This window comes from Bacteroides sp. QWL-09, assembly GCF_058683585.1.
This window is the reverse complement of sequence record NZ_CM178748.1, coordinates 1,202,733-1,217,369: the sequence shown is the minus strand read 5'-3', so window position 1 is coordinate 1,217,369 and position 14,637 is coordinate 1,202,733. Positions and strand designations below refer to the sequence as shown.

Annotated in this window: 12 protein-coding genes; 11 read left to right on the top strand and 1 reads right to left on the bottom strand. The window is 39.5% G+C overall.

The genetic code is table 11. The features are described from left to right. Positions 1-58 precede the first annotated feature (58 nt). The 11 genes from nqrE to AC4PG5_RS04770 all read left to right on the top strand — a co-directional run bounded on the left by nqrE (position 59) and on the right by AC4PG5_RS04770 (position 11,183). Entirely contained in the window at positions 59-685 is a 627-nt protein-coding gene (gene nqrE / locus AC4PG5_RS04820; protein WP_492030303.1) for an NADH:ubiquinone reductase (Na(+)-transporting) subunit E, read from the top strand. A 21-nt stretch (positions 686-706) separates the two neighbouring features. Then, entirely contained in the window at positions 707-1,972 is a 1,266-nt protein-coding gene (gene nqrF / locus AC4PG5_RS04815) for an NADH:ubiquinone reductase (Na(+)-transporting) subunit F (protein ID WP_492030302.1), read from the top strand. A 101-nt stretch (positions 1,973-2,073) separates the two neighbouring features. Then, entirely contained in the window at positions 2,074-3,408 is a 1,335-nt protein-coding gene (locus tag AC4PG5_RS04810; RefSeq protein WP_492030301.1) for a DEAD/DEAH box helicase, read from the top strand. A 460-nt stretch (positions 3,409-3,868) separates the two neighbouring features. Then, positions 3,869-4,936, top strand: coding sequence for a 3-phosphoserine/phosphohydroxythreonine transaminase (gene serC, locus AC4PG5_RS04805; RefSeq protein WP_492030300.1), 1,068 nt, complete (start codon positions 3,869-3,871; stop codon positions 4,934-4,936). Positions 4,937-5,029: 93 nt separating this feature from the next. After that, positions 5,030-5,950, top strand: a complete 921-nt coding sequence (locus AC4PG5_RS04800) for an NAD(P)-dependent oxidoreductase (protein WP_492030299.1) — start codon at positions 5,030-5,032, stop codon at positions 5,948-5,950. A 57-nt stretch (positions 5,951-6,007) separates the two neighbouring features. Further along, positions 6,008-7,255, top strand: coding sequence for a DUF1015 domain-containing protein (locus AC4PG5_RS04795; RefSeq protein WP_492030298.1), 1,248 nt, complete (start codon positions 6,008-6,010; stop codon positions 7,253-7,255). Positions 7,256-7,441: 186 nt separating this feature from the next. Next, on the top strand, positions 7,442-8,044 hold the full coding sequence (locus AC4PG5_RS04790) for an IMPACT family protein (RefSeq protein WP_492030297.1): 603 nt from the start codon (positions 7,442-7,444) through the stop codon (positions 8,042-8,044). Between the two features lie 48 nt (positions 8,045-8,092). Next, positions 8,093-9,181 carry an HpaII family restriction endonuclease gene (locus tag AC4PG5_RS04785; RefSeq protein WP_492030296.1) on the top strand — a complete coding sequence of 363 codons (1,089 nt, stop codon included), beginning with the start codon at positions 8,093-8,095 and terminating at the stop codon, positions 9,179-9,181. A 15-nt stretch (positions 9,182-9,196) separates the two neighbouring features. Next, positions 9,197-9,760 carry a nitroreductase family protein gene (locus tag AC4PG5_RS04780; protein WP_492030295.1) on the top strand — a complete coding sequence of 188 codons (564 nt, stop codon included), beginning with the start codon at positions 9,197-9,199 and terminating at the stop codon, positions 9,758-9,760. Positions 9,761-9,891: 131 nt separating this feature from the next. Then, positions 9,892-10,251: a hypothetical protein gene (locus AC4PG5_RS04775; RefSeq protein ID WP_492028355.1), complete on the top strand. Its 360-nt coding sequence runs from the start codon at positions 9,892-9,894 to the stop codon at positions 10,249-10,251. 47 nt (positions 10,252-10,298) lie between these two features. Further along, the gene (locus tag AC4PG5_RS04770) at positions 10,299-11,183 is read left to right on the top strand and encodes an IS3 family transposase (protein ID WP_492028354.1); all 885 of its coding nucleotides are present in this window, start codon (positions 10,299-10,301) and stop codon (positions 11,181-11,183) included. A gap of 596 nt (positions 11,184-11,779) precedes the next feature. Here the strand turns inward: AC4PG5_RS04770 and gcvP are convergent. After that, positions 11,780-14,632, bottom strand: coding sequence for an aminomethyl-transferring glycine dehydrogenase (gene gcvP / locus AC4PG5_RS04765; RefSeq protein ID WP_492030294.1), 2,853 nt, complete (start codon positions 14,630-14,632; stop codon positions 11,780-11,782). Positions 14,633-14,637: the final 5 nt, after the last annotated feature.

Genomic DNA, 14,637 nt, shown 5'->3' with positions numbered 1-14,637 from the left:
ATCATTAAAGAATGATGAGAGTTGTAGACTTTGTCTATCATTCAAAAACCAATAATATATGGAACAATTATTAAGTTTATTTGTCCGCTCTATATTTGTAGACAATATGATATTTGCATTTTTTCTCGGCATGTGTTCGTACCTTGCCGTTTCGAAGAATGTAAAAACTGCTGTAGGATTGGGTATTGCGGTAACTTTTGTGTTGGTTGTTACAGTACCTGTCAATTACCTGCTTCAAACACAAGTATTAGGTCCTAATGCGATAGTTGAGGGAGTCGATCTCAGCTTCTTGAGTTTTATCTTGTTTATTGCGGTTATTGCAGCTATGGTTCAGCTTGTAGAAATGATCGTTGAACGTTTTAGTCCTTCATTGTATGCTTCATTGGGTATCTTCTTGCCTTTAATCGCAGTGAACTGTGCGATCATGGGAGCTTCATTGTTTATGCAACAGAGAATAACGATGGATGGCGCTAATCCGCAGGCTATTACTAGTGTTGGTGGGGCATTTGCTTATGCATTAGGTTCGGGTATTGGATGGTTGTTGGCTATTGTTGGCCTAGCTGCTATTCGTGAAAAAATGGCTTACTCTGATGTACCTGCTCCATTGCGTGGGCTTGGTATTACGTTTATTACGGTAGGACTTATGGCTATTGCCTTTATGTGTTTCTCTGGATTGAAGTTATAACTAAGTAAAAAAGAAAAAACAATGACGTCTTTAATTTTAGCGAGCATAGGGATTTTCCTTGGAGTGATCATATTGCTCGTCATCATATTACTCGTTGCGAAGAATTATCTTTCTCCTTCTGGCGAGGTCAAAATTATAATGAACGGTGAGAAAGAACTGACAACTGAACCGGGAAGTACATTATTAAATACGTTGTCTGAAAACGGTGTGTTTTTATCATCTGCTTGTGGTGGTAAGGGCTCTTGTGGGCAATGCCGTTGTCAGGTGACTGAGGGCGGGGGTGAGATTCTTCCAACGGAAACGGTTCATTTTTCACGTAAACAACAAGCCGATCATTGGAGATTGGGTTGCCAGGTGAAAGTTAAACAGGATATGTCGGTTAAAATCGACGAGTCTATCCTTGGCGTGAAAGAGTGGGAGTGTGAAGTGATTAGTAATAAGAACGTAGCTACCTTTATCAAAGAGTTTATTGTGGCTCTTCCTAAAGGTGAACATATGGATTTTATTCCAGGTTCATATGCACAAATCAAGATTCCTAAATTCTCTATGGATTATGACAAGGATATCGATAAGTCTCTTATTGGTGATGACTATTTGCCTGCATGGAAGAACTTTGGGTTATTCGGCTTGAAATGTAAGAATGATGAGCCAACCATTCGTGCTTATTCTATGGCAAACTACCCTGCAGAAGGAGACCGTATCATGTTGACTGTTCGTATTGCAACTCCTCCTTTTAAACCAAGACCTCAAGTCGGATTCCAAGATGTAATGCCTGGTATTGCTTCTTCGTATATTTTCACTTTGAAACCTGGTGATAAGGTAATCATGAGTGGTCCTTATGGCGACTTCCATCCGCTCTTTGATTCAAATCGTGAAATGATGTGGATTGGTGGTGGTGCCGGTATGGCTCCATTACGTGCGCAAATTATGCATTTGACTAAGACTTTGAAGACCACTGATCGTAAGATGTCTTATTTCTATGGTGCACGTGCATTGAATGAGGTTTTCTATTTAGAAGATTTCCTTCAGATTGAAAAAGACTTCCCTAACTTTAGTTTCCATTTAGCACTCGACCGTCCGGATCCTGCTGCTGATCAAGCTGGAGTGAAATATACAGCAGGTTTTGTTCATCAAGTGATTCATGATACTTATTTGAAAGATCATGAAGCTCCTGAAGATATTGAATACTACATGTGTGGTCCTGGTCCGATGAGTAAAGCTGTTGAAAATATGCTTGACTCTTTAGGTGTACCACCTCAAAATTTGATGTTCGACAATTTCGGCTAATATTGCCTTAAATTTATAGTTTTAATTAAATCCCTTGTACCTTATCCTCTTTTTTGTAATAGGAAGGATAAGAACAAGGGATTTTTTGTATTTTTGTTTTTATGATAGATAAATCTAAACTTATACCGTCTGTTCTTCTTAATTTGAAAATTGAGAAGTTAAACCGGATGCAACAAGCCACTTTAGACCAGATTGATAATATTGAGGACCTCATATTGTTATCGCCAACCGGTTCAGGAAAGACATTGGCTTATCTACTTCCTTTATTGGGATTATTGAAGGGTGAAGATAAAACCACGCAAGCGCTCATATTGGTGCCTTCACGTGAACTTGCTCTGCAGATTGAAACTGTTTTCAAACAGATGAATGTGTCATGGCACATGTGTTGTTGCTATGGAGGACATTCTGTAGCTGAAGAGAAAAGAAGTATACTCGGTACTCGTCCGGAAATTATTGTAGGTACACCGGGACGTGTCCTTGATCATTTGCGTAGGGGAGTGATCCTAACCGACGAGATTCAGACGTTGATCATTGATGAATTTGATAAATCTTTAGAATTTGGATTCCATGAAGAAATGTCGGATATCATTAAGATGCTTCCGTCGTTAAAGAAGCGTATGCTAATTTCTGCTACCGATACTCCGGAGATACCCTTATTTACGGGAGTGAAGAACCCAGTAAAACTGAATTTTATAGATGATACAGCGGAAGAGAATGATGATCGTTTGAAACAAATGCAGGTTATTTCTCCGTTGAAAGATAAACTAGAGACCTTATATGCTCTTTTATGTACTCTTGGATCTCAATCGAGTATTGTCTTTTGTAATCACCGAGAGTCCGTTGATCGGGTTTGTAAGCTATTGGGCGAAAAGAAAATGGAGGTTGGACGATTTCATGGAGGGATGGAACAGGTTGACCGAGAGAAAGCCTTATATAAATTCCGTAATAAGAGTTGTAATGTCTTAATATCTACTGATTTGGCAGCAAGGGGATTAGATATTCCTGAGGTCGAACACATTATTCATTATCATTTACCTTTAACGGAGGAAGCCTTTATTCATCGTAATGGACGTACGGCCCGTTGGGATGCTACAGGAACATCTTATATTATTCTTTATTCGGAGGAACCGAGTCCTAGTTATTTGTCTCAGCCATTAGAAACTTTTCATCTGCCTAGTGACCTACTTAAACCTTCAAAACCGATTTGGCAAACTTTGTATATTGGTAAAGGTAAAAAGGATAAATTGAGTAAGGGAGATATTGCCGGTTTCTTTTATAAGAAAGGGCGGCTCACTCATGAGGATATTGGATCCATTGATATTAAGGAGCATTATTCTTTTGTTGCAGTTAAACGTTCAAAAGTTAAACAGCTTCTTGCATTAATCCATGATGAGAAAATAAAAAATATGAAGACAATTATCGAAATCGCTTATTAATCACTTGGATATTTCATTTTGATAACGTTTGGGTTTATATGCGTAGCGTATATTGTTAACGGTTTTATTATAAATGTTAATTATTAACTAAACGTTGTCATTTTGATAGTTTTGAGTATTTCTCAATCGTTTGTCTCTTCTCTTTAATGTGCCATTATTATATTATAAAACAGTAAAGAAAAATTCTAAATTTATAAATATTCGTTTTTTTATCTTTTTACTTTCAAATCTTAAGCAAATTTCATTTGTCAAGTTTATTTTTGCGTTTTAACATATTTCTTGTTAGATGTGTATAACAAATCATACCATATATCTTTAGTAATAGAATAAAAAGAAAGATTATTCGTTGTTAGGGTTATAATTTTATAGAGAAACATTTGTTGTAAAAATATAAATTAGTAAATTCGCCAAATCGAAGAGATACTAATTAAGAAAAATGTTAAACCAAAACAAACTTCAAATGAAAAAGCATAATTTCAGTGCAGGACCTTCCATACTTCCTCGTGAGGTAATAGAGGAAACAGCAAAAGCTGTTTTAGATTTCAATAATTCTGGTCTATCTTTAATGGAGGTTAGTCATCGTGGTAAGGATTTTCAAGCAGTAGTAGACGAAGCGGTTGCTTTGTTCAAAGAAATACTTGGCATACCTGAAGGCTATTCAGTGATCTTCCTTGGTGGAGGAGCAAGTCTGGAGTTTTGTATGATTCCATATAACTTCCTTGAGAAAAAAGCAGCTTATCTGAATACTGGAACATGGGCTAAGAAAGCTCTTAAAGAAGCTAAGGGCTTTGGCGAAGCTGTTGAAGTTGCGTCATCTGCTGAATCAAATTTCTCTTTTATTCCTAAAAATTACAATGTTCCTGCTGATGCTGATTATTTTCACATCACCACTAACAATACCATTTTTGGAACAGAGATCAAGACTGATGTAGAATGTGAAGTTCCGGTGATTGCCGATATGTCATCTGATATTTTCTCACGTCCTATAGATGTTTCTAAATATATCTGTATTTATGGTGGTGCACAAAAAAATTTAGCTCCAGCCGGAGTCACTTTTGTCATTGTTAAAGATGATGCATTAGGTAAGGTGACTCGTCGTATCCCAACAATGCTTGATTATAGAACACATGCCGAGAATGGTTCGATGTTTAATACTCCTCCTGTACTTCCTATTTATTCGGCGATGTTGACATTGCGTTGGATTAAAGCTCAAGGTGGTGTGAAAGAAATGGAACGTCGTGCGATCGAAAAATCAGATCTATTGTATGGCGAAATTGATAGAAACAAACTATTCGTGGGCACTGCTGCTGAAGAAGATCGTTCACGCATGAATATCTGTTTTGTTATGGCACCTGAATATAAAGAACTTGAAGCTGAGTTCTTGAAATATGCTACTGAAAGAGGTATGGTCGGTATTAAAGGACACCGTTCTGTTGGTGGATTCCGTGCTTCTTGCTATAATGCAATGCCAAAAGAAAGCGTACAAGCTTTGGTTGATTGTATGCGTGAATTTGAGAAATTACATTGATTCATCAATTAACAATAATGACATGGTAAGATAAAAGTTGTTTTTTCTTACCATGTTATTAATAATGTCTAATCTTTAATTATTTAATAAGCGATGAAAGTACTTGTTGCTACAGAAAAACCTTTTGCAAAGGTTGCAGTAGACGGCATTCGTAAAGAAACCGAAGCTGCTGGATATGAATTAATCTTGCTAGAGAAATATACTGAAAAAGCTCAATTGCTTGATGCGGTGAAGAATGTAGACGCTATTATTATTCGTAGCGATATCATAGATAATGAGGTGTTCGAAGCTGCTTCAAACTTGAAAATAGTGGTACGTGCCGGTGCTGGTTATGATAATGTTGATTTGGCTTCTGCTACAGCTCATCAGGTTTGTGTGATGAATACGCCTGGACAAAACTCGAATGCTGTTGCTGAGTTGGCTTTAGGTATGATGGTATACGGGGTACGAAATCTTTATAACGGAACTTCAGGTACTGAATTGATGGGTAAGAAGCTCGGTATTCATGCTTATGGAAATGTTGGCCATAATGTGGCTCGTATTGCTAAAGGCTTTGGAATGCACCTTTATGCTTTTGATCCGTTCTGTCCTAAAGAGGTGATTGAAAAGGATGGTTTAACTCCGGTTGATAGTGTTGAAGCACTTTATAAGACTTGTGACATCGTTTCTTTGCATATCCCTGCAACTCCAGAGACAAAAGGCTCTATTAATTACGATCTATTGAACTTAATGCCAAAAGGTGGTATGTTAGTCAATACCGCTCGTAAGGAAGTCATCAATGAAGCTGATTTGATTCGATTAATGCAAGATCGGGCTGACTTTAAATATCTGACGGATATTATGCCTGTGTCTCACTCGGAATTTACAACTCACTTCCCAGGACGTTATTTTGCAACACCAAAGAAAATGGGTGCACAAACTGCTGAAGCGAATATTAATGCAGGTATTGCTGCTGCTCGGCAGATCGTTGGCTTCTTGAAAGATGGCTGCGAGAAGTTCCGTGTAAACAAATAAGAGACTCTCTTATTGAAAAATCAAATACTTTAAATTCTAGAAAAACACAATATTATTATGGCTGTTATAAAACCATTTAAAGGCATTCGCCCACCGAAGAACTTGGTTGAAGAGGTCGCTTCTCGTCCTTATGACGTTTTGAACTCAGAAGAAGCTCGTTCTGAAGCGATGGGTAATGAAAAATCTCTTTATCATATTATTAAGCCTGAGATCGACTTCCCGGTTGGTACAGACGAACATGATGAAAAGGTCTATGTTAAGGCTGCTGAGAATTTTCAAATGTTCCAAGATAAAGGTTGGTTAGTGCAAGATCAAAAGGAGAATTATTATATCTACGCTCAAACGATGAATGGGAAGACTCAATATGGTTTGGTCGTTGGAGCCTATGTCCCTGATTATATGAGTGGGGTGATCAAAAAGCATGAGCTGACTCGTCGTGATAAGGAAGAAGATCGTATGAAACATGTGCGTGTAAATAATGCTAATGTGGAACCGGTGTTTTTTGCCTATCCTGATAATGATTTGTTGGATCGAATTATTGGAAAATACTCTTCTCAGAAGCCGGAATATGATTTTATAGCACCTGGAGACGGATTTGGACATACGTTTTGGGTGATTGATCAACAAGAAGATATTGAAGTGATCACTTCTGAGTTTGCTAAAATGTCTGCATTGTATATTGCTGATGGACATCACCGCTCGGCTGCAGCAGCTTTGGTCGGTGCAGAAAAAGCTAAACAGAATCCGAATCATCGTGGTGATGAGGAATATAACTATTTTATGGCGGTGTGTTTCCCGGCTAGCCAACTAACCATTATTGATTATAACCGAGTGGTTAAGGATCTTAATGGACGAAGTACTGAGGAATTCATTAGTGAGTTGCAGAAGAACTTCGTGGTTGAGAAGAAAGGTGCGGATGTTTATCATCCAACAGATTTGCATAACTTCTCACTTTATATTGATCAGAATTGGTACAGCTTAACCGCTAAAGCCGGAACTTACAATGATCATGATCCGATTGGTGTGCTTGATGTGACGATCTCTTCTAATTTAATTTTGGATGAGATCTTAGGCATTAAAGATTTGCGTTCGGATAAACGAGTGGATTTTGTCGGTGGTATACGCGGACTCGGTGAATTGAAGAAGCGCGTCGATAGCGGTGAAATGAAAGCAGCCTTGGCACTATATCCAGTTTCAATGAAACAGTTAATGGATATTGCTGATACTGGAAACATCATGCCTCCAAAGACAACTTGGTTCGAACCAAAGTTACGTTCAGGTCTTGTTATACATAAACTTTCGTAATTCTTATTTATAGTCGCTCTATTATTTTGAGCGTATTGTTTTTAATACTGTGCAACCAGAGTTTAAGCATCTTCACCGTGCTATGACTTTTGGTTGCACATTCTTTTTGTTTCATCGTTATTAATAATTGAGAGGTAAATAGACGTATTTATCTTTTTTTTCTGTAAAAGCTGTATCTTTGCAGTTATGAGTGAAGATACTTATAAAACAATTATCGAACCAGTTGAAGCTATTTACACAGAAAAGAGGAGTAAGTTTATTGCAATCGCATATCCTGTATCCTCTGTCGAGGAGATAAAATCACATCTTGAGGTCTGTCAGAAAAAATACTACGACGCCCGACACGTTTGTTATGCTTATATGTTGGGATTCGAACGGACAAACTTTAGAGCGAACGATAATGGTGAGCCTTCAGGTACGGCCGGTCGTCCTATTCTAGGTCAGATTAATTCAAATGAGCTGACTGACATCCTAATTGTTGTGGTCCGTTATTTTGGAGGAATCAAATTAGGGACGAGCGGACTCATAACGGCTTATAAAGCTGCTGCCGCAGATGCCATTGCTAATGCGTCAGTGATAGAAAAGACGGTTGATGATCTAATTACCATTGCTTTTGAATATCCGTTTATGAATGATGTGATGCGTGTCGTGAAAGAAGAAGAACCGGAAATCGTTTCACAGTCGTATGATATGGATTGCTTGATGACGTTACGTATTAGACGGTCGATGATGGATCGATTACGTGCTAGGTTGGAAAAGGTGGAAACGATCCAGGTCATTGAGGAATGATAGATTAATTATAGAGTTAGAATAAACATTTAAATTAAGATTTTGAGTATGGCATTTGAAGCAACTAAGCGGGAGTGGAGCGAATTATATACATTTTTTCGCTTGTTGGCCGATGGCAAAGTGGTGATGGGAGATCCGCAAGCTAAAGCTAGCGAGAACAATCGTCCGATTGCAATGGTTCAACGTGAGGAGCATGATGGTACACGGTGCTATTATATAGAAGGTGAAACGATTCGCATTAAAGGTGAAGAGTTTGAGAAGGAAGTTGCTCGTGAAGATTTTGCGGTTGTTGCCGGATTGATTTTAGATGCGATGAAGGAGTCGACTGAAAATGAGGTCGCTTCACCCGATGGGGTGGAAGAGTTTCTTGATGAACTCGCTATCTTTAACTTGGAAGCACAAACGAATGATCGGACAGATTTGTCTATTGCCTTCTATCATCCGGAAGCTCCACTTCATGGATTCAATGTGCGTTCTCGATTGAGTGTCATGTCTCCGCTACTGGACGGAGGGCGAACAGCCAATTTGAAATTGGAGCAATCCGGTGTGAAATTTGCAACGCCTACCGTAAATAAGGTGAATGCTGATTTTGAAGATGCTCCGAATGAGGTGGCTGCACGTATGTTGATGATTGAACGTCTAGGTGGTGTTTTAAAATATTCAGATGTTTGCGACCGCGTTTTCCGATCGAACTTATTGATGATCGATCTTCATTTCCCAAGGTTGCTTGCCGAAATGATTCGGGTGATGCATTTAGATGGACTGACACGCATTAGCGAATTGACTGATTATATGAAGCAAGTCAACCCTCTAAAGATTAAAGAAGAGCTGATTGTCAAACACGGCTATTACGAGTTTAAAATGAAACAATTCCTATCGGCCTTAGCTCTAGGAATGCGTTCGGCTAAGATCTACAACGGTACGGATTCTGCTGTTGAGGGTTTCTTAATGGTCGATCGTAATGGAGAGATTCTTTGTTACCATAAATCGGATAAAGAAAACTTCGAGAACTTTTTGTTTTATAATACCAAGTTTGAACGTGGGGCTCTTGAAAAAGATAAATACGGTTATTTGGAGAGAGAGAATGGACTTTATTACTTCAAACTAAATGCAAAAATCGGATTTGTAAAACGATAATTGAACTCCAAAAATATGAATAAGGTTATTGACGCAATAAAATCACGACGGAGTATTCGTTCGTATACTTCTGAACAAGTGCCCGAAGAACAGTTACTGGAAATCCTTCAAGCGGGTGTTTATGCTCCTAGTGGGATGAATTATCAGACTTGGCATTTTGTAGGCATACAGAATGGTGAGAAACTAGAAAAACTCAATACGGTGATTAAGCATGCATTTGGTCGAAGCGATCAGAAGTTGCTTCAAGAACGATCTCAAAGTGAAACTTATTGCTGCTATTATCACGCACCAACGTTGATCATCGTTTCTAATGATCCTACTCAATGGTGGGCACCAATGGATTGTGCTTGTGCCATAGAAAATATATTTCTTGCCGCTCATTCGCTAGGTATTGGGTCGTGTTGGATTAATCAGCTAGGAACGACTTGTGAGGATTTGGAAGTGCGTGAATTTATTACGAGTTTAGGCGTTCCTGCTCATCATAAGGTCTATGGCTGTGTCGCTTTAGGCTATCCTAGTTCGGATTTGGTCTTAAAAGAAAAACAGTTGAAGCCGGGAACAATAACTCTGGTGAAGTGATTGATTCATTCATTCATTCATTCATTCATTCATGCTATTGTGCTCTACTATAGTATTTAAGGCTATTTAGATGATCATAATAGCAAAGCATGTCTTTTTTTAAATAAGGTTGACTCCTAACATGATTGATTATGAAAATTGAAGATTATTTGAAGGCCCCCACTTGGGCCCCAAAGATTCCTGAGATTTATCGCCTTCGTATGGTTGATGGTCTGTTAATTTCTGAGATTATGCAAAAAATGGAGTGCAGTCGTACGTCGATTTATCGAGCTTTAAGTATCTTTGAGTCAGACAACCCTCAAATCGCCGAAATGATGAAAAAAGAAGGCAAATCTGTAATCCCAGAAGATTACAAACGACTCTTATCAGAGATCACCAAACTAAAGAAGGAACTCGCTCAAGAGCGTCTACGTGGTGATTTCTATGCAGAGATGGTTGAATTGGGCAAAGACGTTTATGGTCTTGACTTAAAAAAAGCTGGCACCAAGTAGCCTATAGACTTCACACACGGGATGAAAAGCGTTATCGTATTCTTCCCATGTGTCGCCTACTTGGTGTAACCAAGCAAGCCTATTACAAGCATGAGAATACGCTACTCTCTACTCTTGCTCGAGAAGCCTTTGTCGTTGAGTTTATCAAAGAAATTCGAGTCAAAGATCCTGGAATTGGAGGCAGCAAACTTTGGTTGATGTATCGTACGAGGTTTGGAGAAAAGAACAGCGTGGGCTATAATCGCTTCTATGATATTATAGAACGCTATGGTTTGAAAGTCCGCAAGCGTAAGCGTCGCGTTCTTACCACAGACTCTAGGCATCATTTCCCGATTTATCCCAATCTTATCAAAGACTTCATACCGGATGCTGCTTGCCAGCTCATGGTTAGCGATATAACCTATCTGCCTCTGTGGATAAATGAGCAAGGTGAATATACCTTCTGCTATCTATCTTTGGTTACTGACTATTACAGCAAAGAAATCATCGGATATAGTGTTGGGAAAACTTTAGAGACTAAATATACGTTAGAAGCTTTAAAAATGGCTCTAAAGCATTATAGCAAAAAAGGATTTGATCATCTTGTTCATCATTCGGATCGTGGGGTACAATATGCAAGTTATGTTTATACCAACCTGTTAAAGACACACGGTATAGTTATAAGTATGACTGAAAGTGGTAATCCCAAAGATAACGCTGTGGCCGAACGCATAAATAATACCATAAAGAATGAACTGCTTAAAGGAATGGAGTTTTATACCATAAATGATTTGAAAAAAGCTTTGCATTTGGCCATAGAATTCTATAACAACGAACGCCCACATTGGAGCTTAGAAGGCATGACGCCTAAACAAGCTGCTCAATGCACAGGGGAATTAAAGAAGAAATGGACTAGTTATAGAGAAATTGCCATTAAAAGGAAGTATGCATAAAAAATAGAATAACTTTGCATGACTTCTTAATATTATCTGAGCAGAAAAGCGCAACTGCTAAATAAATGATTTACTTGACTTTTTATTATTTGATATCAGTGTAGTCAACTCATCTTATCAATAAAAAGAAAAGTAGTCAACGTGATTTATTAATAAGTTTAACTAGGGTCAACTCATCTTATCAATAAAAAAAGAAAGAGTCAACCTGAATTAAAAGTAAGTTTAATCAGAGTCAACCGACATGGTGAATAAGGCAAAAAACGGTCAACTAAAATGGTTAACTGACAGCATTTATTGCTTCCTCTTCATTAGATACGGTTCTTGTTGTTCCGGAGTACGGTCGTCGGAGCGTTGGAATACGGTCGTTGTGACGCTGGAGTGCGGTCGTCAGGTCGCTGGGATACGGTTCTTTTGGACGTGGAATACGGTGCTGTTTTTTTGAGCTTACAATGAATAAAAATATGGGGATGTGTCCGTTTCGGCACATCCCCATTTCTGTATAATTATTGGGTTGATAGATCTTTTTTTGATCGCCTTTCATGATTAAGTCAAACCCTCTCTTTGTTCGACTGCATCATGAGAAAACCCTCAAAAGCTTAGATATTGCAGCAACCACCCAAGCTTGGTTGTAAGTTGCGATCGCCCAATGTGTTATCGACGCGACCAACGTTAACCCAGAACTTGTTTAAGCGTACACTCTCAATCGGGTAAGCAGCTTTCTCACGAGAATATGGATGAGTCCAATTGTCTGCAACAACTTCATACTCTGGATGTGGAGCATTGACTAGAACATTATCTTCGCGACTTTGCTCACCTGTTTTAACTTCTTCAATTTCATGCCAGATCTCAAGCATCGTATCTACAAAGTTATCTAACTCAGCCAAACTTTCACTTTCGGTTGGCTCTACCATAAGTGTTCCATGTACCGGGAAAGAAAGAGTCGGAGCATGGTAGCCGTAATCCATCAGACGCTTAGCAATATCATTTTCTGATACGCCAGTTTCCTGTTGAATATTTCGGCATTCTAGAATCATTTCATGGCCAACAAAACCGTTTGTTCCGCGATACACAATACCGTAAGTGTCTTGTAAGCAAGCTGCCAAATAGTTTGCGTTTAGAATGGCAATCTTTGTGGCTTGAGTTAATCCTTCAGTACCCATCATGCGGATATAACCATAAGTGATTGGCATGACTCCGGCACTACCGAATGGAGCAGCTGATACTTGATTGGTTGAATCGCCGAATAAGTCGTGACCCGGTAAGAATGGAATAAGATGTTCAGCAACTCCGATCGGACCAACACCGGGACCGCCACCACCGTGAGGGATTGCAAAGGTCTTATGAAGATTGAGATGGCAGACGTCTGCCCCTATAAAGCCAGGGTTGGTTAATCCGACTTGAGCATTCATATTCGCTCCATCCATATAGACTTGGGCGCCACATGCGTGAATGATTTGGCAGATCTCTTTGATCTCTGTCTCAAAAATACCATGTGTCGATGGGTAGGTGATCATTAATGCAGCCAAATCATTCTTATTGGCTTCTGCTTTCTCTCGAAGATCATTCACATCGACATTTCCATTTTCATCGCAAGCACAAGTTATCGTGGAAAATCCGGCTTGGATCGCTGAAGCGGGGTTCGTTCCATGAGCTGAAGCCGGTATCAGTACCTTGCTACGATGGCCTTCTCCTATACTTTCAAGATAAGCTCTGATGACTCTTAGTCCGGTATATTCACCTGCAGCACCAGAGTTTGGTTGTAAGCTGATTCCTGCAAATCCGGTGATTTCCTTAAGCTCGTTACCGAGGTTTTCGATCATTTCTCTATAACCTGCAGCTTGTTCTTGAGGAACTAAAGGATGAATGCTGTTCCATTTGGCAGAGCTCAATGATAACATTTCTGAAGCTGCATTTAGCTTCATTGTACATGAACCTAATGAGATCATGGAATGTGCAAGTGAAATATCTTTGCGATCGAGGCGTTTCATGTAACGCATCAATTCGGTTTCTGTGCGGTATTTAGAGAAAACCTCATGTGTTAAAAAGGCTGTTGTTCTCTTTAATGAAGGGTGAATATGAACTTCTTCAGTTAATTCCTCTCTCTTTTGATAATCTTTTCCGGCTGCAATGGCAAATATGGCTAATAAAACATTGGCCTGTTCAAGATCGGTCGTCTCATCGATGCTAAATCCGACGTCACCGTCTTCAAAATAACGGAGATTGACTTTCTTCTCCAAGGCGATAGTGCGCATTTGTTGGATAGAAACTCCTGCCGGAAGTGTAAATCGGAGGGTATCGAAGTAGAATTCGTTGGTTTGGCGATAGCCTAACGCCTGAATATCTTTATCAAGCATAGAAGCGATGCTGTGGATGCGTGAGGCAATCGAGGTGATGCCCTCTTGTCCGTGATAGACCGCATAGAAGCCGGCCATTGTAGCTAGGAGAGCTTGTGCGGTACAAATATTTGAAGTGGCTTTTTCACGTTTAATATGTTGCTCGCGTGTTTGTAATGCCATTCGGAAACACATTTTGCCATATTTGTCTTTCGACCATCCAATGATTCGTCCTGGAATGTTACGTTTGTATTCGTCGCGAGTAGCAAAATAACCGGCCGATGGCCCACCGTAGAACATTGGAATTCCCCAACGTTGGGTACTACCGAACACGATATCCGCTCCCCATTCTCCCGGAGGAGTTAATAAGGCCAAACTCATGATGTCGGCTGCTACTGCAACTTTACATTCTGCTGCATGAGCTTTTTCGGTGAATGCTTTATAATCTTTGATTTCTCCGTCAGCATTCGGGTACTGTATGACGCAACCAAAGATGGCTGGAGAAGCCTCAAATTCTTCATATTTTCCAATGAGCAGATTGATTCCTTGAGGGATTGCTCTGGTTCTCATAACGGCCAACGTTTGTGGGAAGATTCTCTCATCGACGAAAACCGTATTTGCACCCGACTTCTGCTGAGCACGAGAGCGCAAAGCGAACATCATTGAAACCGCTTCTGCAGCAGCTGTGGCTTCATCAAGAAGTGAGCTGTTGGCCAAAGGCATACCTGTCAGATCGGATACTGCGGTCTGGAAATTCATTAAAGCCTCCAAACGTCCTTGAGAGACTTCTGCCTGGTACGGCGTATAGGAAGTATACCATACTGGATTTTCAAAAACATTACGTTGGATCACAGCAGGTGTAATGGTGTTATACCATCCCATACCAATGTATGTGGTGTATAATTCATTCTTTTCACCTAATTGGGTTATATGTTTGGCATATTCATATTCCGTCATGGGCTTTGGAAGATTTAATGGCTCTTTCAGCCTGATATTAGCCGGAATAGTTTTGTCAATTAACTCATCCAATGTGTTTACGCCAATTTTGCGTAACATTACTGTAATGTCATTTTCATTGATGCCGATGTGACGGCAAGTTAACAAATCGGTTTTCATGTTTT

Excerpts from the sequence above, each read along its gene's own strand:
- AC4PG5_RS04800 (WP_492030299.1), top strand. The coding sequence starts at position 5,030 with ATGAAAGTACTTGTTGCTACAGAAAAACCTTTTGCAAAGGTTGCAGTA.
- AC4PG5_RS04775 (WP_492028355.1), top strand. The coding sequence starts at position 9,892 with ATGAAAATTGAAGATTATTTGAAGGCCCCCACTTGGGCCCCAAAGATT.
- AC4PG5_RS04790 (WP_492030297.1), top strand. The coding sequence starts at position 7,442 with ATGAGTGAAGATACTTATAAAACAATTATCGAACCAGTTGAAGCTATT.
- AC4PG5_RS04780 (WP_492030295.1), top strand. The coding sequence starts at position 9,197 with ATGAATAAGGTTATTGACGCAATAAAATCACGACGGAGTATTCGTTCG.
- gcvP (WP_492030294.1), bottom strand. The coding sequence starts at position 14,632 with ATGAAAACCGATTTGTTAACTTGCCGTCACATCGGCATCAATGAAAAT.
- AC4PG5_RS04810 (WP_492030301.1), top strand. The coding sequence starts at position 2,074 with ATGATAGATAAATCTAAACTTATACCGTCTGTTCTTCTTAATTTGAAA.
- AC4PG5_RS04795 (WP_492030298.1), top strand. The coding sequence starts at position 6,008 with ATGGCTGTTATAAAACCATTTAAAGGCATTCGCCCACCGAAGAACTTG.
- nqrE (WP_492030303.1), top strand. The coding sequence starts at position 59 with ATGGAACAATTATTAAGTTTATTTGTCCGCTCTATATTTGTAGACAAT.
- nqrF (WP_492030302.1), top strand. The coding sequence starts at position 707 with ATGACGTCTTTAATTTTAGCGAGCATAGGGATTTTCCTTGGAGTGATC.
- AC4PG5_RS04770 (WP_492028354.1), top strand. The coding sequence starts at position 10,299 with ATGTGTCGCCTACTTGGTGTAACCAAGCAAGCCTATTACAAGCATGAG.
- AC4PG5_RS04785 (WP_492030296.1), top strand. The coding sequence starts at position 8,093 with ATGGCATTTGAAGCAACTAAGCGGGAGTGGAGCGAATTATATACATTT.
- serC (WP_492030300.1), top strand. The coding sequence starts at position 3,869 with ATGAAAAAGCATAATTTCAGTGCAGGACCTTCCATACTTCCTCGTGAG.